The following is a 19,291-nucleotide window of genomic DNA, read 5'->3' on the forward strand; positions in this document are numbered from 1 at the left end:
ATGGATTCGTGAAAACGAGTCTGTACCGAGTTTCCTCCGCTGTGTGCCGCGTCCTGCTCCTCTGCCTGATGGTGGCGTTTGTGGGCCATCGGGCCGAAGCGCAGGAGCATGTCGAGATCGATGCGAAGGCGGCGACGACACCCTTCCCCCATTTCTGGGAGGAGATGTTCGGCTCCGGTCGAGCGATCCTGACGCTGCGTGAGAGCTACCGTGACGACCTGCGGGCAGTGAAGCAGGTGACCGGATTTCGATACGTCAGGTTCCACGCAATCCTTCACGATGAGGTGGGCGTCTACACCGAGGATGAGCATGGGAACCCCGTCTACAATTTCAGCTACGTCGACCAGATCTACGATGGGCTGCTGAAGAATGGGGTGCGGCCGGTGGTCGAGATCAGCTTCATGCCGAAGAAGCTGGCGTTCAATCCCGATGACCTGCATCCCTTCTGGTATAAGCAGAACGTCTCGCCACCTAAGAGTTGGGAGAAGTGGGATGGCCTGATGACACACTTCGCGCAGCACCTGGTTGATCGATATGGAATCGATGAGGTGAGCCAGTGGTACTTCGAGGTGTGGAATGAACCCAACATCGACTTCTGGAATGGAGTGCCCAAGCAGCGCTCCTACTTCGAACTGTATGACCATACGGCGCATGATTTGAAAGCCGTCAGTCCGAAGATCAGGGTGGGTGGACCGGCGACGGCTGCGGCGGCGTGGGTGGATGACTTCCTGAAGCATGCGGCGAAGAATCATGTGCCGGTCGACTTCGTGACGTCGCACGGCTACGCGGATGACACCGTAGAGGACCTCTTCGGCACTGATGAGACGATCTCGATGGATGACCGGGTCTGCCGGGCTATCGACAAGGTGCGTAAGCAGATCGATGCCTCGCCAACGCCGCACATTCCTCTCTTCTGGACGGAATGGAATGTGCAGGGCAATCACGAGTCGCGCGATACGACCTTTGTCGGGCCGGGGCTTGCGAACACCGTGCGGCAGTGCGACGGCAAGGTGCAGGAGATGTCTTTCTGGACCTTCTCGGATGTGTTTGAAGAGGGCGGCCCGGTGCCACAGCCCTTCGCAGGTCAGTTTGGCCTGCGTGCCAAGGGTGGAATCAACAAGCCGAGCTACTACGACTTTGCCCTGCTGCATCACCTCGGCGATCAGCGGATCGCGTCTGCGTCGCCCAATGTGATCGCGACGAAGACGGCGCACGGTTTGGCAATCGCGGCATGGAACCTGGTCGACCCGGGCGAGAGCGGCAGCGCTCACCCGATGGAACTTGAGGTTCACGGGGTTGCAGCCAACGCGAAGGTGGCGGTCCAACGGGTAGACGATACGCATGGCAATGTGTTGCCGCGCTATGCAGCCATGGGCAAGCCGCTCGATCCGACCGCTGCGCAGGTTGAGCAGTTGAATCATGAGACGGCGTTCGGCGAGCCAGAGCATACGACGCTGCACGGTGGACGGTTGACACTGGAGCTTGGCCCGAATGCGCTGGTGCTCGTGACCATCGCACAGTGATACGGTTGCTGGGTGTGAAGGGTCTGCCAATAAAGATTGGATCAACGTAAGGTCATGCCCTCGAAGTCTCCTGAGTTAGAGAAGGTGCCCACGCGCGGCGGCCTGAGCCTGAAGGAACTCGCCGCCCACGTCGGGCTGTCGCAGGCTACGGTGTCGCGCGTCATCAACCAGTCGGCAACAACGCATCGGATTGCGGCGGGTACGCAGAAGCGTGTTCTCGAGGCAGCCGCAACGCTCAACTATCAGCCGAATGTCTTTGCGCGCGGGCTTCGGAATAAGCGAAGTTTTACCGTTGGCGTGATCGTGCCTGAGATCAGTGAAGGGTACGCGACGGCGGTGCTGGGCGGCATCGAGGACGTGCTTCTGCTGGCGGGCTTCTTCTACTTCGTCGTCAGCCATCGCCACCGGGCTGAGCTGCTACGCGAGTATCCCCGGCTGCTTGTGTCGCGGGCGGTGGAGGGCATTATTGCGGTCGATTCGGCGCTGGAGGAAGAGATTCCCGTGCCCGTCGTCGCGGTGTCGAACCACACGCGCCGACGCTCAATCGTAAATATCGAACTCGATCACCTGCTCGCCGCACGCTATGCGCTCGACCATTTGCAGAGGCTGGGACATCGGCAGATCGCGTTCATCAAGGGACAGACCTTCAGTTCGGATACGCGGCTGCGGTGGAAGGCGATCCAGCAGGTGGCGGCAGACCTCGGCATCACGATCGATCCCAGGTTGACGGTTCAACTGAGCGGGACTGGCCTGGGGGCGGAGCCGGGCAGGGCGGCGACGGTCGAACTGCTGGAGCGCGGTGTCGCGTTTACAGCAATCTTCGCCTTCAACGATCTCTCCGCCATCGGCGCGATTACGGCTCTGCACGAGGCAGGGATCCACGTTCCGGCGCAGATTTCGGTGGTGGGCTTCGATGACATTCCGGGTGCGGCGACGAATAATCCGGCGCTGACAACGGTGCGGCAACCGCTGCACGAGATGGGGCGCACCGCAGCGACGACACTGCTCCAACTCATCCAGGGGGAGGACAGCGACAAGCCGAGGGCGCCGATCCGGATACTGCCCACGTTTGTCGAGCGGCAGTCTACGGGACCGATACCAAAGGCCAAGGCTTAGCACAGATAGAAGTCGATGACACCGATGAGAAACGGCGTTTGCGTCTCATCGGTGTCATCTTGTTGAAGACGCAGGTCTCTACTCTTTGTTGAACCAGGGCTCGTAGCCGTCGGTCATGGGGTTGGACTCGGTGGGTCCCCAGCTTCCGGGCTCGTAGACGCGGAGTGGGCTATCGCGGCTCAGGACGGGATCGAGGATGCGCCAGGACTGCTCGACGTAGTCCTGCCGAGCGAAGCGGCGTTGATTTCCTGCCATGGCATCTTCGAGGAGTTCCTCGTAGGGGAGCATCTCGGAGGTGTCCTTCTTGTTCGCTGCCAAAAGCTCTACGGGATGACCATAGAAGCCCTGACCCTGCGTCTTCTCAAGGGCGCCGATCGCCATCTTCACATCTGGGCTGACCTGGAAGCGCATGTAGTTCGCGGGCTGCGGGTCGCTCGAGAAGATGGCCGGTGGGCGGCGCATCTTCGCGATGACCTGGGTCGAGGTAGTCGCGAGGGACTTGCCCGTCCGGATAAAGAACGGCACACCCTTCCAACGCCAGGAGTTGAGATACAGACGCAGCGCAACGAAGGTTTCGACCTGCGAATCCTTGGCGACGCCCGGCTCATCGAGGTAGCCGCGAAACTGGCCGCGGATGACGTCGTCAGGGCCGATGGGCTGGATGCCGCGCAGCACCTTCACACGCTCGTCGCGGAAGAGTTCCATATCGATGCCGGGTGGTGGCTCCATCGCGACGTTGCTCAGAAGCTGCATCAGGTGGTTCTGGACCACATCGCGGATCGCGCCGACGCCGTCGTAGAAGGAGCCGCGACCCTGCACGCCGAACTGCTCCGCCATGGTGATCTCGACCGACTCGATGTGCTGGTTGTTCCAGATCGGCTCGAGGAAGGAGTTGGCGAAGCGGAAGTAGAGCAGGTTCTGAACGGCATTTTTGCCGAGGTAATGGTCGATGCGAAAGACATCCTCCTCCCGGAAGAAGGAGTTGACGAGCTTGTTGAGTTCCTGCGCGGAGGCGAGATCGCGACCGAAGGGCTTCTCGATGACGATGCGGGCGTGGTCGGCACATCCGGCAGCTTTGAGCTGTTCCATCACCTCGCTGAAAAGTGTAGGCGGAATCGCCAGATAATGGAGCGGGTTCTGTGCGGTACCGATCTCTTTCCGCACCTGCTTGAAGGTCTCGGGATCGTTATAGTCCCCGTCGACATAGCAGAGACGACTGATCAGGCGTTCAAAGCCGACTGGATCAAGGCCGCCATGCTCCTCAACACTCTTCCTGGCGCGATCCTTGAACTGCTCCAGATTCCAACCGGACTTGGCGACGCCGATTACCGGGACGTTCAATTTATCGCGCTTTGCCAGCCGCTGAAGCGAGGGAAAGATCTGCTTATAGGCAAGATCACCAGTCGCGCCGAAGAAAACAAGCGCATCCGAGATTACGGGGTCCACGTTAGTACCTCACTGTTGCCGGTTCCGGCATGGGTCATGCTTCTGAAATTAGCACGGACACTATTGCTTCCAAGTTGACCGTGTTTTGAGGATGTCTCCTCCTACTTTACGTGGAAGGGTCCCGCAAATGAAATCGTGACCAGCCTTGTAGCGGCGCCCAGGCATCTTACGGGGCTGCGCTCGCTTCCAAATACCTTGGAGAGTTCCCCGATGCCGCGTCCTTATTGGTCTGGTCAGGTTCGCATTTCGCTCGTTTCGTTTGGTATCAAACTCTTCCCGGCAACGGAGGCGAAGAGCGAGATTCACTTCCACCAGCTAAGCCGCAAGACGGGCGAACGGGTGAAGTATCAGAAGGTCTCGCATGACTCTGCGGGCGAGCCGCAGGGCACTGTACAGCAGTCGGACATTGTGAAGGGCTATGAGTACCGCAAGGGTGAATACGTCCAGATCGAGCCGCACGAGATCGAGAATCTGCGCATCCCGTCGCGGAAGACGCTCGAGGTGACGCAGTTTGTGGACATCGACGAGGTTGACCCCGAGTTTTTCGAGAAGCCTTACTTCGTAGTGCCCGAGAATGATGCGCAGGGTGAAGCCTTTGCGGTAGTCCGGAAGGCGCTGCAATCGACCAAGAAGGTAGCGCTGGGAAAGATTGCCTTCGGCGGGCGGGAACACCTGATGGCGCTCTCATCGCCTATGGACGACAGCAAGCCCGGGATGATGGCCTACATGATGCGGTATGCCGAGGAGCTGCGTAAGCCGACGGATTACTTTGCGGACATCAAGAAGGTGACGATTGATGATGATCAACTCTCGCTTGCAAAAGAGTTGATCCAGCGGAAGGCGGGAAAGTTCGAGCCGGAGAAGTTCAAGGATGAGTACGAGGCGGCGTTGCGAGCGATGGTCGAGGCAAAGGTGGAGAACGCGCCTCTACCGGCAGACGAGCCAGCGCCGAAGTCGTCCAAGGTGGTGAGCCTGATGGATGCGCTGCGCAAGAGTGTTGCCAGTGATGAGGCTCCGACTGCGCATGCCACGAAGAAGGCGACGAAGAGTGCTCCGGCTGCTGAGTCGAAGAAGGGCATCACGCTGGTGAAGGATACTCCTGCGAAGGCTGCGAAGACGACCAAGTCTCGCAAGTCGGCCTAGTCGTCAATGGCCACAAAACGCGCGAGTAAGGCGAAGGCACCCGATGCCGCAGACGCCGTCGATGAGCAACTGGAGCGATATCGTTCCATGCGGGACTTCGGCGTAACCGCGGAGCCGAGTGGCGACAAATCTGCTGCCAAAGCTACATCTGCGGCGAACAAGCTGCCGTTTGTCATCCAGAAGCATGCTGCCTCGCACCTGCACTATGACTTTCGCCTTGGATGGAACGGGGTGCTGAAGAGTTGGGCTGTGGCTAAGGGTCCGAGCTACGTTGTGAAAGATAAACGGCTGGCCGTACAGGTGGAAGATCACCCGATGGAGTATGGCGGCTTCGAGGGCATCATCCCCAAAGGGCAGTATGGCGGGGGCACCGTGATGGTCTGGGACCAGGGCACGTGGGAGCCGCAGGCGGGCCATACGGATGTCGACGAGGGCCTGCGTACTGGCTCGTTGAAGATCATCATGCATGGAACGAAGATGCAGGGGAAGTGGGCGCTCGTCCGCATGGGTGGAAAGGCGGCAACGGAGCGCAAGCCGAACTGGCTCCTGATCAAAGAGCATGATGAATTCGAGCGGGCAGCCGACGCTCCGTGCATTACGGAAGAGAAGCCGGACAGCGCCGTAACTGGTCGAAGCCTCGAGGAGATCGCCAAGAGCGAAGACCATGTCTGGAACTCCAAGGAGACAGCGAAGGGCAATGCCTGGTACCGCACCGACGTCGCACCGGCCGCCGAACCTGCTCCGAAGAAAGCAGCAAAGAAGAGCAGTAAGGCCGCTGGGGGGTTCTTCGAGATCGCTCATACACCTACCGAGAAGCTACCGGAGTTTGTGTCTCCACAGCTTGCACTACAAGCCACGACACCACCGTCGGAGAGTGGCTGGCTGCATGAGTTGAAGCTTGATGGCTACCGCATGCAGGCGCGCAAAGATGGCGCGAATGTACAGATCTTGACCCGCAGTGGGCTTGACTGGACCCATCGCATGAAGACGATAGCCGATCAGGTTGCGACCCTGCCGGTTGAGAGCGCGGTGCTCGATGGCGAGGTGGTGGTGCTTGCGGAGAACGGCACGACCAGCTTTGCCGATCTGCAGGCGGCGTTTCAAGAGGGCGTGAAGAAGCCTCTCACCTACTTCGTCTTCGACCTGCTTCACCTGAATGGACACAACCTGCGCAATCTGCCGCTGACCGAGCGTAAGACACTGCTCGCACAGGTGCTTGCCGGTGCCGGCGAGTTCCTACAATTGAGCGAGCACATGGAGACCAAGGGCGACGTCATGTTCCACAAGGCGTGTGAGCTTCATGCTGAGGGGATCATCTCGAAGCGTGCCTCGAGCAAGTACGTCTCCGGCCGCAGCTCCGATTGGCTGAAGCTGAAGTGCATTCATGAGCAGGAGTTCGTGATTGGCGGCTTCACCCTGCCGTCGAACGGTATCCACGGTATTGGTGCGCTGCTGCTTGGCTACTACGAAGGCAAGCGACTGGTATATGCGGGGCGCACCGGCACGGGCTTCACCACGAAGTCGCATCGCATCATTCGCGATCAGCTCGATGCGCTCCGGCAGGACGCCGATCCTTTCGATAAGCCTCCGGCTGAGGCGAGGCGAGGCGCGATCTGGGTGGAGCCAAAGCTGGTTGCGCAGGTGAATTTCGCGACATGGACGAAGGAGAACCTGGTGCGTCAGGCCTCCTTCAAAGGAATGCGTGAGGACAAAGCCGCGGAGGAGGTGACGCGCGAGGAGGCGACCACGCCGCCTACGCCGCGACGCTCGAAAGACGCGCCAGGTGTGCCGCCCGCCGCAGAAGCTAAGAAGAGTGCCGCTGCTCCGGCAAAGATTGAACACGCTCCTGTGAGGCTCACGCATCCCGACAAAGTTGTTGACGTCGAATCGCAGCTTACGAAGCAGAAGCTTGCCGACTACTACTGGGCTGTGGCCGCCGAGATGCTGCCGCATATCAGCGGACGACCTCTCTCGCTCGTGCGCTGTCCTGAAGGCAGCGAGAAGCCCTGCTTCTATCAGAAGCATAAGAACCACATGCTGCCGCCGGGCATCGAGTCGATTGACGTGCCGGACAAGAAGACCGGCAAACCTGATCCCTACATCACGCTTTCGACGCCTGAGGCGCTGGCCGGGCTGGCACAGATGGGTGTGCTCGAGGTCCATCCGTGGGGCTCGCGGAACGACGATCTTGAACATCCTGACCGCATCATTATCGACCTTGACCCGGATACTGCCATCTCCTGGGAGACGCTGACGAGCAGCGCTGCCGAGGTGCGCAAGGAGTTGAAGAAGCTTGGGCTTGAGAGCTTCCTCAAACTCACCGGCGGCAAGGGTCTGCATGTCATCTTTCCGATCGAGCCGGAGTACGACTGGAGTGTCATCAAGCAGTTTGCGCATGCCTTTGTGCTCCAGTTGGAGCGGTCAGCGCCTACGCGCTATCTGACCAAGATGACAAAGTCGGCGCGAACCAATCGGATCTATCTCGACTACCTGCGCAATGAGCGAGGAGCTACGGCGGTAGCTGCCTTCTCCCCGCGTGCCCGCGCTGGAGCGGCGGTCTCGCTTCCCTTAAGCTGGAGCGACCTCGACCTTGCGGAGCGACCGGTCTTCCATGCAGCCGACCTGCCTGACTGGCAGAAGCGGCTTGCGCGTGATCCCTGGAAGAAACTGCCGCAGACGCGTCAACGGCTTACAGCGGAGATTCTCAAGAGCCTGAAGATCACACCTTGAAGAGCAGTTCGACGATGTGCTTCGAGAACTCGTCGGCTGTCTCGAAGCTCTTTGGAGCGTCGCCGAAGGACTCTCCGAGGGTCATCTTGTCTTGCGGGTCGACCTGGAAGCTGTAGTGGGCCAGCGTGTGCTCGGTCGTATCTTCGATGACCTTGTCTGGAGCGACTCCGCGTCCACGCGCGTAGTCGAGCGTCACATCGGCGTCATTGTGCTTCAGCGTCGCGTCAAACCATGGAAAGCGGCTGCGCGTGAGCTTGACCTCGGCCGGTCCGGTTCGAACGATGGAGGTCTCACAGGAGATGGGGCTGCCCTGGAGCTGACTGCGAATCTCGGTGAAGTCCTGCTCTATCGCAGCTACAGCGGCCAGGAAGAAGACCTTACCTTCTGCGTCGATGATGCCGGCTCGATGCTGCTCCCTGCCGTAGCTCTCGGCCGCATCCCGTCCCTTTTCCTTCAGGTCCCCTGCAAGCTGCTCGATCCACTCTTTGCCCATTGATCTCTCAGTTCTGTGCCTGCGCGTTTGGTCAAATTACTCGCTGCCGTGGCTTTAGATACTTTGACGGTAAACTTGAGCCAAAGGCCGCACGCGGCAAATCCGGGGACCTCGTGGCGAAAAGTTTTTCTCTTTCAGGTCCAAGGTCTAACATAACGTTGGACTTAGGTCTGGACCTCGAAGATGCAAGTCCCCTTCATATGGACCTGCCGGGGGTGCCTGAAGGGTGAAATTGTCAAGTTTCTGCCGCCGGGTTTGCTAAGCAGTCAGAGGAGAATTCGATGGGTCGCCTGGTTTTGCGTGGAGTGCTGGTGCTGGCAGTGGTTCTCGCGTTCCTGTATGCGGGCGACTGGGTGGTGCTGCATCAGCGCATCTCCCACGGCACGGCCTTTCGAACGATTCCCGTCCACCAGTTCCTCGCGACTCCGCTCAAAGGCCAGAAGGAGGAGTACGACTACGACGGCGACCTGCCCGTCACCTGTAGCCGTTCCCTCTTTCCGCAGGCTGGAAATCTGCCCTGCTGGTGGCTCTCCCGTCATACGACACAGTGGGAGTAGGCGCTGCCGCGCAACAAACGTATCTACAATAGAGCAATGAGTACGGCGGAGCTTACCTTCGAGGAGATTCATCAGACCGTGAGCAGCGGTGGCCGCATCAGCCGCGACGACGCCCGGTGGCTCTGGCAGAACGCTTCGGATGCCGAACTTCGTACGCTGGCCATGCAGGTTCGCGGGCGGTTTCACCAGCCTGACGCCTGCACGTACATGATCATGCGCATCATCAACTACACGAACGTCTGTGTAGCCCAGTGCGACTACTGCGCCTTCTACCGTTTACCGGGACAGGAGGGCGGCTACGTTATGGAGCAGGCGGAGGTCTTTCGCAAGCTCGACGAACTGCTCGCGCTGGGCGGTGATCTTGCGGCCTTCAACGGGGGCTTCAATCCTCACCTGCCGCTGAGCTATTACTGCGATCTCTTCCGTAGCATCCGCGAACGCTTTGGCGACGCGGTCGAATTCTATGCGCTTACCATTGCCGAGTTTATGTACCTAGCCGACCACGCGAAGCTGGACTATCAGACCGCTGCTGAGCAGTTCAAGGAAGCAGGGGTTCGCTGGATTACCGGGGGCGGGTCTGAGATTCTGACGGAAGACTTTCGGAAGCGGCATAGCAAGTTCAAATACACCGTCGCGCAGTACTTTGAGGCTCAGGACGCCATTGTCGCGGCGGGTCTGAAGACTACGGCGACCATGGTGATCGGCTTTGACGAGAGCCTTGAAGAGCGCCTTGAACACCTGGAACGCACGCGTGACTTTCAGGATGAGACGCATGGCCTGGCCAGCTTTCTCTGCTGGACCTACAAGCCTTATTTCACCCAGATCGGCGGCATTGAGATCGGGACCGGCGAGTATCTTCGGCATCTTGCGCTTAGCCGTATTTATCTCGACAACGTTCACCATATCCGCACCTCCGTCCTCACACAGAATGAGCGCGCCCTGGAAGGGCTGGCCTATGGTGCGGACGACTTCGACCTGCCTATCGAAGATGAAGTGACCCAGAAGGCGGGGGCGACGATCAGCCTCAACTTCGATCGCATTCTCGATGTGGCTCGGCAGCTTGGCTTTACGCCGCAGTATCGTCACGTCGCACGGTCCTAAGGCTACCGCGGATTGGCGCGGAATAACGCGGATTTAGTGCGAGTGCTTTCTTGCGCAAAGCAACTTCTGCCTATAGGCAGCTTAGGACACACCGGGACAGAAGCGTACCTCAGCGGCTAAAGCCGCACGAAACACCAGGCTGGTGGCACGGCTGAAGCCGTGCCCTTAACGAGACGAGAGTTGTGAGACGGCTGAAGGCGTGCCCTTAACAGGACGAAGCTTGATCAGAGATTTTCTTTAGATCTCTCTTGTTCTTGAATCCGCGTTTATCCCTGGCGATCCGCGGTTAATTTTATTTTTCATGCAGAACCTAACCGCGCGGGGAAACCCTTGTCTAATCGGGCGAATGGATAAGTCAGAGAAAGACGCGATCAAGCAGATTCTTGCTGGCAACCGGGACGCCTACAGGGTTCTGATGGATCGCCACTTCCCTGCCGTCTTTCGCATCGCTTTTCGCGTCACCGGCAACCAGTCGGACGCTGAGGACGCTGCGCAGGAAGCGTTTCTGCGCGGCTACAACAAGCTTTCGAGCTTCCGTCAGGAGGCGCAGTTTTCAACATGGATTACGCGAATCGCTATGAATACCTCTATCAATCTCGTTGAACGCCGGAATCGCGACCTTAGCCAATATGGCTCGCGTGTTGCCGAGGAGACCTCGTCCGCTGATGGAACGATGCAGGTCGCTGACGCTGCGGCCAGTCCGGAACGACTGTACTTTGATGGCGAATCCGCCACGCTTCGCAACGCGGCGATGGACGCTCTAACGCCGATGGAACGCACCGCCTTCACACTGCGCCATGTGGAAGATCTTCCACTTGCGGAGATCGCAACCGCTCTCAATATTCCAGCCAACTCGGTAAAGCAGGCTGTATTTCGCGCTGTCGGCAAGCTTCGACGGTCGCTCGCACCACTTGCAGGAGGCATTCGATGAACAAGTTACAACACATCTCTGAAGACGATCTGATCGCCTTTCATCTTCATGAGAGCGCTACTGGCAGCCTCGATGAGAACGCTATTCGCCAGCATCTCGAGACGTGTGTCGAGTGCGCAGAACTCTCTGCCTCGATCGCCGAGACGTTGCGTGTCTTTTCCGCTGAGCCGGTGCCTGAGCCAAATCTTGAACAGAATTGGCAGCGTCTGCGGGGCAATCTGAGTGTCCTCAGCCCTGCACACAAATCTGCCTGGCGGTGGCTGCTTTGGCCCTCTGCTGGACTGGCTACTGCAGCCGTCGCTCTTCTGCTGATTGTGGGTTTGAAGACGAAGCCGTGGGCCGCTCCTCATCGTGAGCAGGCGACCCTATTGCGCAAAGGACCGCTGACCGACAAGCCCACCGATCCGCAGATCGCAAACCATCTCGATAGCGCGGAGCGTCTGCTGACTGAGGTCAATCACGCCTCCGGGCCGCTTGATGAGGCAACACTTTCGCAGGCCCACGATCTGCTGCTCAAGAATGCCGTGTACGTGAAGACCGCGCATGAGCAGGGCGATCTCAGCGAGGCTTCCGTGCTTGAAAATCTTGGCCGGGTGCTGACCAATATCGATCACGAATCGACTTCAGAGCATGGTAGCTGGCATCTTCGCTTCGCGTGGAATACCGATGGCCTGCTGCTCGAAATTCGCATTCTGCGCCAGAACGACAACCGACTTTAGCTCTACCAGGAAGGACCTACTCTCATGAAGCTTCGCACCTCACTCTCCCTTGTCTCCTCGGCCCTGCTCCTTACGTTTGCCGCAGCCCAGCCCTTACATTCGCTGTCACCGGCGCCAGCTTTCATCTACGTCATTGCTCCGTCCGACGATCCTGCCTATGCTGCCGGAACAAATGCGATGAACGAGCATCGCTGGAACGACGCTGTTACTTCGTTCGACAAGGTGATCAATGCGAAGGGCAGCCACACGGATGCTGCGCTCTATTGGAAGGCCTACTCGCTGAACAAGCTTGGCAACAAGCCGCTTGCACTGGCTACCTGCTACCAGCTTCGCTCGCACTATACGAGCAGTCCCTGGAACAAGGACTGCCGCGCACTAGGGATTGATCTACGCGTTGATGTCGGTGTCGATAACGTCGTGGTGCCTGCGATCCATCCCACGACTGAACTGCGGTTGGACATGACGCGAGCCAACGGCTCCGATGAAGATCTGAAGATGCTGGCACTCAACTCGCTCCTGCACCAGGACCCTTCGCGAGCGATCCCGGTGCTGCGCAGTATCCTCGCTGGCAACCAGCCGATGGAGCTAAAGAAGCATGCCATCTTCGTGCTTGCGCAGAGCAAGTCGCCTGAGGCGGAGGCCGTCCTTCACGACGCGGTAACGGGCAAGATGGACCCGGTGTTGCAGCGGCAGGCGATCGAGATGATGGGCGTCTTCGAAGGTAAGCGCGCCAACGATACCCTCGCTGAGGTCTATCGCACTACCTCTGATCCGCAGGTCAAGAAGTCCGTCATCTCTGCCTTCTTCATCTCGCAGGATGCTCCGCGCCTCGTCGAGCTTGCACGCAACGAGAAGGACCTGAACCTGAAACGCTCCATCGTCTCGCAACTGGCGATCATGAACGATAAGGCCGCCACGGACTACATGCTCGAACTGCTCAAGTAAGGATCTGTAAGCGTACCCAAGGAGAATCCCCATGCCGCCTGTCACACGAAGCTTCGCCCTAAGCCTCCTGCTCTCCGTGTCGTCCCTGCTGATTGCCCAGCAGCCTCCTACTGTCCTGCACGCGCAGTTCTCTACGCAATCCGCGGAGCATGGCCTTAGCCCCGAGATCGACCGCCTCAAGCAAGCGGGCGGACCGCTGTGGACTGGCTATTTCATCCCAGTTGAGGAACACTTCCAGACTTCGAACGGCGACGGGATCTCCTACCTTGAGAGCCACTACCAGCGGACCGAAGGCAAGCACGACTACAGCAACAGCACGCCTACCGATCACGCCGTGATCCTGCTGCGCATCGCTGGCGGCAACGTCGAGAAGATTCGCGTTGAGAGTGCTAACCGGCAGCTCGATGCGGGTGGGCTACGCTTCGTGTGGTTGACGGGAGTGACGCCTGCAGACAGTATTCGCACGCTCAAGACGCTCGCGGTCACGGGTGGCCTGCTGCCGCTCCGCGAAGAGGCCGTGTTCCCGATCTCGCTGCACCATGCTCCTGAGACCGTTCCAGCGTTAGCCGAGATTGCAGGGCCGAGCAATGATCTTGCTCTTCGCGAGAAGGCAGCCTTCTGGCTTGCCAATCAACACGGACACGATGGCTTCGCCGCGATACAGCGCTTTACTCGCGACGATGCTGATCCGAAGTTCCGCGAGAAGCTTACCTTCGATCTCACTCTTTCGCACGATCCCGCCGCGCTTGAGGAGTTGATTCGCATGGCACACACTGACGCCTCGCCGCAGGTTCGCAAGCAGGCGCAGTTCTGGATGGCGACCTCCGGCGGCAAGAAGGTTGCAGGCGACCTTCGCACGTCGGCACAGAGCGACCCTGACAGGGAGGTGCGTAAGTCCGCAGTCTTCGCTCTTTCGCGACTTCCCGGCGATGAAGCTGCGGCACAGTTGATCCAGGTTGCGCAGTCGAGCAAGGATGGCGAGGTGCGCAAGCAGGCGGTCTTCTGGCTGGGGCAATCGAACGATCCGCGTGCGCTCGATTACCTCACACAACTGCTCACGACGAACTAGACAGGAATGCCGGTGAGTCCTGGACTCACCGGCATTCTTTCGTCTGGCGTTGCGTACGAGTTAGCCAGCCTGATCGGGATGAACGACGCGGAAGCTGGCGTTGCCCTTCGACCACACGGTCAGCAGCAGGTCCTTTCCGGAAGCGTTGGCATGGATCGCGCTGACGAACTGCTCCGCCGAGCCCACCTTCTGCCGGTTCACCTCAAGGATTACGTCTCCCGGAGCAAGTGCCGCATCTTCAGCGGGGCTCGCAGGGCGGACCCGCTCGATCGCTGCACCATGTACCTCGGACGGCACACCGAGCTGCTGCCGAATGTCCGGCGTCAGATCAGCTACTGCGAGGCCAAGTTTGCCACCCTGCGCTGACGATCCGTCCTCATTAGTGGCGACATCCTTGTTGGCCTGGTATTCGCCGACCTTGAGGCTCACTGTCTGCGGGGTTCCGTTGCGGAGAATGCCGAGCGAGATCGTTGTTCCGGGTGCGATCTGGCTCACGGCAACCTGTAGTGCGCTATCGTTCACCACGGTGGTGCCGTTCAGCTTGCTGATGACGTCGCCTTGCTGCAATCCAGCGCGGCTTGCGGGGGAATCCGGTGTGACCTGCGCCACGATTGCACCCTTCGCCTCTTCAAGGTGGAAGAAGCTTGCGTTGGCCGGAGTTACATCGTTCATCGCGATGCCGACGTAGCCATGGTGGACGGTGCCGTTCTTGATCAACTGCTCGGTCACGTTGCGGGCTATCTGCGCGGGGATCGCGAAGCCGACACCGGCGAATGAGCCCGAGTTCGTGATGATCGAGTTGGGAATGCCGACCAGCTCCCCATGTGCGTTGACCAGCGCGCCACCGGAGTTGCCGGGGTTGATCGCTGCATCGACCTGGATGAAGCCCCCGGGCTTGCGCGCATCATCCGAGTAGGGGTTCTGCCGGTTGATGGCGCTCACAATGCCGCGCGTCACGGAATCCTGAAAGTAGCCGAACGGGCTGCCGAACGCGAGGACCGTCTGGCCGGGATGGAGCAGGGTGGAATCGCCCCATGAGAGGCTGGGCAGATTTTTGGCGTCGATCTTGATGACTGCAAGGTCGGTCAGCTTGTCTACGCCGATGAGCTTGGCGGTCATGATGCGGCGATCGTTCAGCGTAACGCGCATCTGGACGGCGCCGTCGACGACGTGGTTGTTGGTGACGATGTAGCCATCCGGCGAGATGATGACGCCGCTGCCAATGCCGTGCTCGATCTGCTGCTGCTGGGGCTGTTGTTGTCGGGGCATCTGGCCGCCGAAGAACTGGGCGATGCCGGGAGGTAGAGTTTGCTGCTGATCCTGCTCCTGGCCGTCCGCCGTCTCATGCTCGGAGGAACCGCGCGAGGTGACCGCCACGTTGACCACCGCCGGCGAGACGCGCGCTGCGACCGACTCGACAGCATTATCAAGTGCGACGAGCGACGACACGCTCTGGTCGTCGAGTGGTGAGGACACGTTGCCAGCGGCATGAACGCCAGTGTGGCTGAAGATGGTTGTGGCCGCGAGGACGGTGGCCAGCACTGCGGCACCGGGCGCAGCGATTCTCTTCATCTTGACGACTAATTCATTAGTTGATCGAGACATGATGACTCCGTAAGACAGGGTTGAAATGACTACAACTGGATAATGAGCCAGCCGCCCGCGGTAGGAACGGCTGCGTAACGAGGAGCAGAAAGTTTTTGATCGGTAGCGACGGGCAGGATGAGCCTTGGCCGGTCGGCTTCCGTCCAGGAACTGAGGACGACCCAGCCACCATCATTCGCCCGGCCGACATCGGGCAGCGCGGGGTCTACGCCGGGGAAGTAAGCTTCGTTGACTGCCAGTTGCTGCAGAGCCGGAACAGCTGTTCGGCGATGCTTACGAGTCGAAGCCCGCTTCGTTGCGGGAACGATGCTGGGCTTAGTCTCCGGAAGCGATGCCTTCAGCAAACTCAGGTGAGGTTGTTGATCGGCATGGAAGACCACGTTTTCCGCTCGAACAGTATTGCTGAAGCGAGCTTGAGTCGGAGGAGCAAGCCGCATCTCGGCATGCTGCACAGGGGCCGCAGTCACAAACGAAATAACCTGCGGGCAGTTCGCGAGGCCGGCCGAACCGCCGATCAGCCCCAGGGCAACAGCACCGGTCAGGATCCGCGAACCAATAGGAGAGAGTGTCGTCTCGCGCCGCAGAATCCGGTGGACCCTCTGCGCCAGTTCCGACTCTCGCACCACGTTGCCGAGCGCTCCGAGTGATAACGACAGGCCGCGATGACCCAGGCCACGCTCCGCCAGATTGGTGAGGCAGGTTGCATAGGCGCGAGGCGCACGGGTCCGGCGCAACACGCCATCGTCACACGCAAGCTCTCGTTCGAAGCAAAGCCGCCGCTCCACCCATACAAGGATGGGGTTGAGCGGGAACACGACCAGGCTGAGCTTTTGCAGCAGGTTCAGCCAGTCGTCTCGACGGCGCAGGTGCTCCATCTCGTGCAGGACGATCTGCTCCAGTTCCGCATCCTCAAGCTGCCCGTAGAGCCAAACCGGGATCAGGATGCGCGGCGCGAGGAAGCCGATCACGCTCGGCTTGTCGACCTCGGTCGAGGTGCAAAGCTCCACCCTCCGACCATCGCCAAGGAGAGCGGCGCAGCGCCCATCAACAATTGGCGTCGACCGGCGTCGGAGGGAGCGGAGACGGAGAGCGTGGATCGCCAGATCGCCTGCGCGAAAGAGCGATAAGCCGATCCAGACCGCCGCGAGCAGCAGGCTCCAGCGAGCGTCGATCTGAAAGGTTCCGGGCAGCGATGTTCCAACGACGCCGCTCGTATTCTTGTGGAGCAGGCCTTCGGCGAACGGAAGCATGGCAATCGTCACCAGCACCACCGTCCAGATCGCAAAACGGAGTGAAGCCGGGGTCTTCGAGACCATGCGCAGGCAGAGCCAGACACTGCCCGCCAGCACAAGCCCCTGCCAGATGCCTGCGACGAGCGACACGCCCGCAAACTGCGCCAGAAGTCCGAGGGTCTGCATAACTAGGCGTCCTCCCGCTCTGGAACTGCTTCTTCGTCGGGGTCTTCCGGCGCGTTCGCGATTGCTTCCTTCAGCCGCGCCAGCTCCTCCGGCGTAATTTCATCATCGCCGAGCAGCGACAGGAGCAGTCGCTCGCGGGAGTTGCCGAAGAATCGCTGCAGCATGTGCCGGACCTCGGAGCGCCCAGCTTCATGCTCCTGCACGCACGGTATATAGAGGAACGCCCGACCCTCCTGCCGATGGGTTACATAGCCCTTCTGCTCGAGGATGCGAATCGTGGTCAGCACGGAGTTGTAGGCGAGTGGCGCATTGTCGGGCATTGCGGCAACGAGATCGCCGACGCCGGACTCGCCGCGCTGCCATAGCAGCTTCATCAGCCTCAGCTCAGCTTCCGTCAACGTGATGGATCTCTTCGGCGGCATCGTCTGTCTATTAAGACGGGCAACTAAAGGATTAGTTAGCTCCAGGAACGAAAAATTTCAATGGCCGAGGAATTTCTCGAGGGTCGCCAGCTCTGCGTCCGCCCGGTTCAGGTTTTTCTCGGCCGAGGCGGCGTTCGATGCGCGGAGATCCTGATCGGCGGCGCGCAGGTAGCTCTGCATCCGGTTGTCGGCGGAGTCCATGTCGCCCCGCAACCCGTAGCCCTCGGCCTCCTGCTGTCTGCGCAGGCGATTCAGGCCAGTATCGACCGCACCCGCACGCGCACTAATCTCTGTATATCGGTTTGAGGCCTCCTCAAGCTGCGCGGCAGACCCGCCTACATGAGCAGCGGACACCTCGGGCTGAACAGGGAGATGGTCGCTGCCCGGATCACCCGACTGGGTGTTTCCCGCAGATCCAGCTACATAGGGCTGCCGCTTCGCAGGGCCGGCGTTCCCGAACGGTGGGCTGGGAGGGGTGAGGTGAGCCTGTGCACCGGACAGTCCGCCCGGTTGTGGACTGCTTATCGATCCGTTTGAGGTTCCACCCAGAACAGCCGGAGTCGGCGACGCCGCCTGCATCTGCCCCGCCTGCTGCTGGCCAGCCTGCGATGCAGTCGTCCCGGAGGGCTGACCTGCTGAATCACTCTGGGCTACCTCGGTCTGAGGCGACTCCGCAGCATGGGTTCCAAGGACGTGCGGCAGTCCGATTGCCAGTCCCACCATGGCCAGTATGGCGGCAGCAACTCCCGTGGCGACCCAAAGCGTCTTGTGGCTCTTCTGCTGGGTTGGGTAGCCGCCGGCAGGACGGACCGGCTGCGAAGGAGGAGGGGGCATTGCAACGTTCGCAAACGGTGGAGGCGCAGACGCCACACTCGGGGGAGCGTTCACGGCAGTAATCGCCGCCGCTGAAACGCTCTCCACGACAGGCTGCTGCACCATCGTCGCCACATGACCGGCTCCACTAGATTGACTCGTGCAGAACGGTCGCAGCGCGTCTCGGAAGTTATCGGCAGTCTGGTACCGGTCATTTGGATCTTTGGCGAGTGCATGCAGGATGAGATCGTTCAACGCGCGCGGCAGTGACGGGTTCAGTTCGATTGGCGGCTGTGGCGGCGTATTCAACTGCTGGTTAAGGATGCTGAAGGTGGTATCCGCCTCAAACGGGCGTCGCCCTGCCAGCAGTTCGTACAGCATGATGCCCACCGAATAGAGGTCCGACCGGCCATCGACCGCATCGCCCCGCACCTGCTCCGGCGACATATAGTAGAGCGACCCGATGGTCGTTCCTGGCCTGGTAAGATTCGTCTCCACCTTGGACTTGGCGATGCCGAAGTCCATGAGCTTCACGATTCCGTGCGAGGTCAGCATGATGTTTGCGGGCTTGATGTCCCGATGCACCACCCCGCGGCCGTGGGCATAGCTGAGCGCTGAGAGAGCCTGGTAGGTGTACCCCGAGACATCCGCAATCGACATCGGCCCTTGTTTTGCCCGCTGCTCGAGGGTCGAACCCTCGACAAACTCCATCATCATGATGAGCTGGTTATCTGCCTGAAACGCCGTATGCAGCAGCGCGATGTTTGGGTGGTCGAAGCTTGCCAGCGTGCGAATCTCCGAGATGAAGCGGATGGCCAGGTCGCGCTCCGCCGTCAGATCGGGCAGCAGCACCTTCATCGCTTCGGTTCGGTCCGAGATGACGTTGCGGACGCGATAGACGCTGCCCATGCCGCCTATGCCAAGAAGCTGAACAATTTCGTAGTCGCCAACGCGCTGACCAATCTCGTATCCCATTGGAGGTACCTCGTCAGATTGTGTTCGGGAGCCCAGGTACGTTTCAGACGAAAGACCCGCTCGGAATCGCTGCGGAGGTCGAGGTCTTGCCGGGGAAGTTTAGCACGCTGGCAGCACGTCGGCGCTGAGGATTGTCGGAGAAGCGATGAGTGCCCTCCCGCGTTAATTAGTCCGCAGTCGATTTCTCTATAGGGTCATTCCTCCCCGGGGTTGTAGACTCTAGGGACAAACAGATTGATCCCGACCCCTTATGCGGATTCACAGAGGTGCCGAAATCTTCTGTAA

16 protein-coding genes are annotated in these 19,291 nt (G+C 59.9%); 10 read left to right on the forward strand and 6 right to left on the reverse strand.

The features are described 5' to 3' along the window. Positions 1-8 precede the first annotated feature (8 nt). Entirely contained in the window at positions 9-1,523 is a 1,515-nt protein-coding gene (locus tag OHL20_RS04990; RefSeq protein ID WP_263382103.1) for a GH39 family glycosyl hydrolase, read from the forward strand. A gap of 54 nt (positions 1,524-1,577) precedes the next feature. Then, entirely contained in the window at positions 1,578-2,639 is a 1,062-nt protein-coding gene (locus tag OHL20_RS04995; protein WP_263382104.1) for a LacI family DNA-binding transcriptional regulator, read from the forward strand. Between the two features lie 78 nt (positions 2,640-2,717). Here the strand turns inward: OHL20_RS04995 and zwf are convergent, their stop codons facing one another. Further along, on the reverse strand, positions 2,718-4,085 hold the full coding sequence (gene zwf, locus OHL20_RS05000; RefSeq protein ID WP_263382105.1) for a glucose-6-phosphate dehydrogenase: 1,368 nt from the start codon (positions 4,083-4,085) through the stop codon (positions 2,718-2,720). 210 nt (positions 4,086-4,295) lie between these two features. On the opposite strand from zwf, the gene ku reads away from it, so the two are divergent. Together ku and ligD are read left to right on the forward strand one after the other, a co-directional pair. Then, on the forward strand, positions 4,296-5,228 hold the full coding sequence (gene ku / locus OHL20_RS05005; protein WP_263382106.1) for a non-homologous end joining protein Ku: 933 nt from the start codon (positions 4,296-4,298) through the stop codon (positions 5,226-5,228). A 6-nt stretch (positions 5,229-5,234) separates the two neighbouring features. Then, positions 5,235-7,958, forward strand: a complete 2,724-nt coding sequence (gene ligD / locus OHL20_RS05010) for a DNA ligase D (protein ID WP_263382107.1) — start codon at positions 5,235-5,237, stop codon at positions 7,956-7,958. Here ligD and OHL20_RS05015 read toward each other — a convergent pair. Beyond that, positions 7,948-8,451: a hypothetical protein gene (locus tag OHL20_RS05015; RefSeq protein ID WP_263382108.1), complete on the reverse strand. Its 504-nt coding sequence runs from the start codon at positions 8,449-8,451 to the stop codon at positions 7,948-7,950. The two genes, ligD and OHL20_RS05015, sit on opposite strands and share 11 nt — an antisense overlap. A gap of 281 nt (positions 8,452-8,732) precedes the next feature. On the opposite strand from OHL20_RS05015, the gene OHL20_RS05020 reads away from it, so the two are divergent. The 6 genes from OHL20_RS05020 to OHL20_RS05045 all read left to right on the forward strand — a co-directional run bounded on the left by OHL20_RS05020 (position 8,733) and on the right by OHL20_RS05045 (position 13,773). Next, positions 8,733-9,008 (forward strand): hypothetical protein, encoded by a 276-nt coding sequence (locus OHL20_RS05020; protein ID WP_263382109.1) that lies wholly within the window; start codon positions 8,733-8,735, stop codon positions 9,006-9,008. A gap of 36 nt (positions 9,009-9,044) precedes the next feature. Then, on the forward strand, positions 9,045-10,109 hold the full coding sequence (locus OHL20_RS05025) for a radical SAM protein (protein WP_263382110.1): 1,065 nt from the start codon (positions 9,045-9,047) through the stop codon (positions 10,107-10,109). 346 nt (positions 10,110-10,455) lie between these two features. Further along, positions 10,456-11,040 carry an RNA polymerase sigma factor gene (locus OHL20_RS05030; RefSeq protein WP_263382111.1) on the forward strand — a complete coding sequence of 195 codons (585 nt, stop codon included), beginning with the start codon at positions 10,456-10,458 and terminating at the stop codon, positions 11,038-11,040. Then, positions 11,037-11,759 carry a hypothetical protein gene (locus OHL20_RS05035; RefSeq protein WP_263382112.1) on the forward strand — a complete coding sequence of 241 codons (723 nt, stop codon included), beginning with the start codon at positions 11,037-11,039 and terminating at the stop codon, positions 11,757-11,759. Before OHL20_RS05030 ends, OHL20_RS05035 begins: the two co-directional genes overlap by 4 nt. Before the next feature lie 24 nt (positions 11,760-11,783). Further along, the gene (locus OHL20_RS05040; RefSeq protein ID WP_263382113.1) at positions 11,784-12,704 is read left to right on the forward strand and encodes a HEAT repeat domain-containing protein; all 921 of its coding nucleotides are present in this window, start codon (positions 11,784-11,786) and stop codon (positions 12,702-12,704) included. A 31-nt stretch (positions 12,705-12,735) separates the two neighbouring features. Next, the gene (locus OHL20_RS05045; protein WP_263382114.1) at positions 12,736-13,773 is read left to right on the forward strand and encodes a HEAT repeat domain-containing protein; all 1,038 of its coding nucleotides are present in this window, start codon (positions 12,736-12,738) and stop codon (positions 13,771-13,773) included. A 60-nt stretch (positions 13,774-13,833) separates the two neighbouring features. On the opposite strand, the gene OHL20_RS05050 is transcribed toward OHL20_RS05045, so the two are convergent. The 4 genes from OHL20_RS05050 to OHL20_RS05065 are packed head-to-tail and all read right to left on the reverse strand — an operon-like array spanning position 13,834 to position 19,006. Further along, a complete protein-coding gene (locus OHL20_RS05050; protein ID WP_263382115.1) occupies positions 13,834-15,378 on the reverse strand; it encodes a Do family serine endopeptidase in 1,545 nt (514 codons plus the stop codon). 29 nt (positions 15,379-15,407) lie between these two features. Then, entirely contained in the window at positions 15,408-16,796 is a 1,389-nt protein-coding gene (locus tag OHL20_RS05055; RefSeq protein WP_263382116.1) for a M56 family metallopeptidase, read from the reverse strand. Between the two features lie 2 nt (positions 16,797-16,798). Beyond that, positions 16,799-17,218, reverse strand: a complete 420-nt coding sequence (locus OHL20_RS05060; RefSeq protein WP_263382117.1) for a BlaI/MecI/CopY family transcriptional regulator — start codon at positions 17,216-17,218, stop codon at positions 16,799-16,801. Positions 17,219-17,275: 57 nt separating this feature from the next. Next, entirely contained in the window at positions 17,276-19,006 is a 1,731-nt protein-coding gene (locus tag OHL20_RS05065) for a serine/threonine-protein kinase (protein WP_263382118.1), read from the reverse strand. Positions 19,007-19,291 lie beyond the last annotated feature (285 nt).

The sequence above is a fragment of the Granulicella arctica genome (assembly GCF_025685605.1).
Taxonomy (GTDB): domain Bacteria; phylum Acidobacteriota; class Terriglobia; order Terriglobales; family Acidobacteriaceae; genus Edaphobacter; species Edaphobacter arcticus.

Excerpts from the sequence above, each read along its gene's own strand:
- OHL20_RS05020 (WP_263382109.1), top strand. The coding sequence starts at position 8,733 with ATGGGTCGCCTGGTTTTGCGTGGAGTGCTGGTGCTGGCAGTGGTTCTC.
- OHL20_RS05060 (WP_263382117.1), bottom strand. The coding sequence starts at position 17,218 with ATGCCGCCGAAGAGATCCATCACGTTGACGGAAGCTGAGCTGAGGCTG.
- OHL20_RS05045 (WP_263382114.1), top strand. The coding sequence starts at position 12,736 with ATGCCGCCTGTCACACGAAGCTTCGCCCTAAGCCTCCTGCTCTCCGTG.
- OHL20_RS05050 (WP_263382115.1), bottom strand. The coding sequence starts at position 15,378 with ATGTCTCGATCAACTAATGAATTAGTCGTCAAGATGAAGAGAATCGCT.
- ligD (WP_263382107.1), top strand. The coding sequence starts at position 5,235 with ATGGCCACAAAACGCGCGAGTAAGGCGAAGGCACCCGATGCCGCAGAC.
- OHL20_RS04995 (WP_263382104.1), top strand. The coding sequence starts at position 1,578 with ATGCCCTCGAAGTCTCCTGAGTTAGAGAAGGTGCCCACGCGCGGCGGC.
- OHL20_RS05030 (WP_263382111.1), top strand. The coding sequence starts at position 10,456 with ATGGATAAGTCAGAGAAAGACGCGATCAAGCAGATTCTTGCTGGCAAC.
- ku (WP_263382106.1), top strand. The coding sequence starts at position 4,296 with ATGCCGCGTCCTTATTGGTCTGGTCAGGTTCGCATTTCGCTCGTTTCG.
- OHL20_RS05015 (WP_263382108.1), bottom strand. The coding sequence starts at position 8,451 with ATGGGCAAAGAGTGGATCGAGCAGCTTGCAGGGGACCTGAAGGAAAAG.
- OHL20_RS05025 (WP_263382110.1), top strand. The coding sequence starts at position 9,045 with ATGAGTACGGCGGAGCTTACCTTCGAGGAGATTCATCAGACCGTGAGC.
- OHL20_RS05040 (WP_263382113.1), top strand. The coding sequence starts at position 11,784 with ATGAAGCTTCGCACCTCACTCTCCCTTGTCTCCTCGGCCCTGCTCCTT.
- OHL20_RS05065 (WP_263382118.1), bottom strand. The coding sequence starts at position 19,006 with ATGGGATACGAGATTGGTCAGCGCGTTGGCGACTACGAAATTGTTCAG.
- OHL20_RS05055 (WP_263382116.1), bottom strand. The coding sequence starts at position 16,796 with ATGCAGACCCTCGGACTTCTGGCGCAGTTTGCGGGCGTGTCGCTCGTC.
- OHL20_RS05035 (WP_263382112.1), top strand. The coding sequence starts at position 11,037 with ATGAACAAGTTACAACACATCTCTGAAGACGATCTGATCGCCTTTCAT.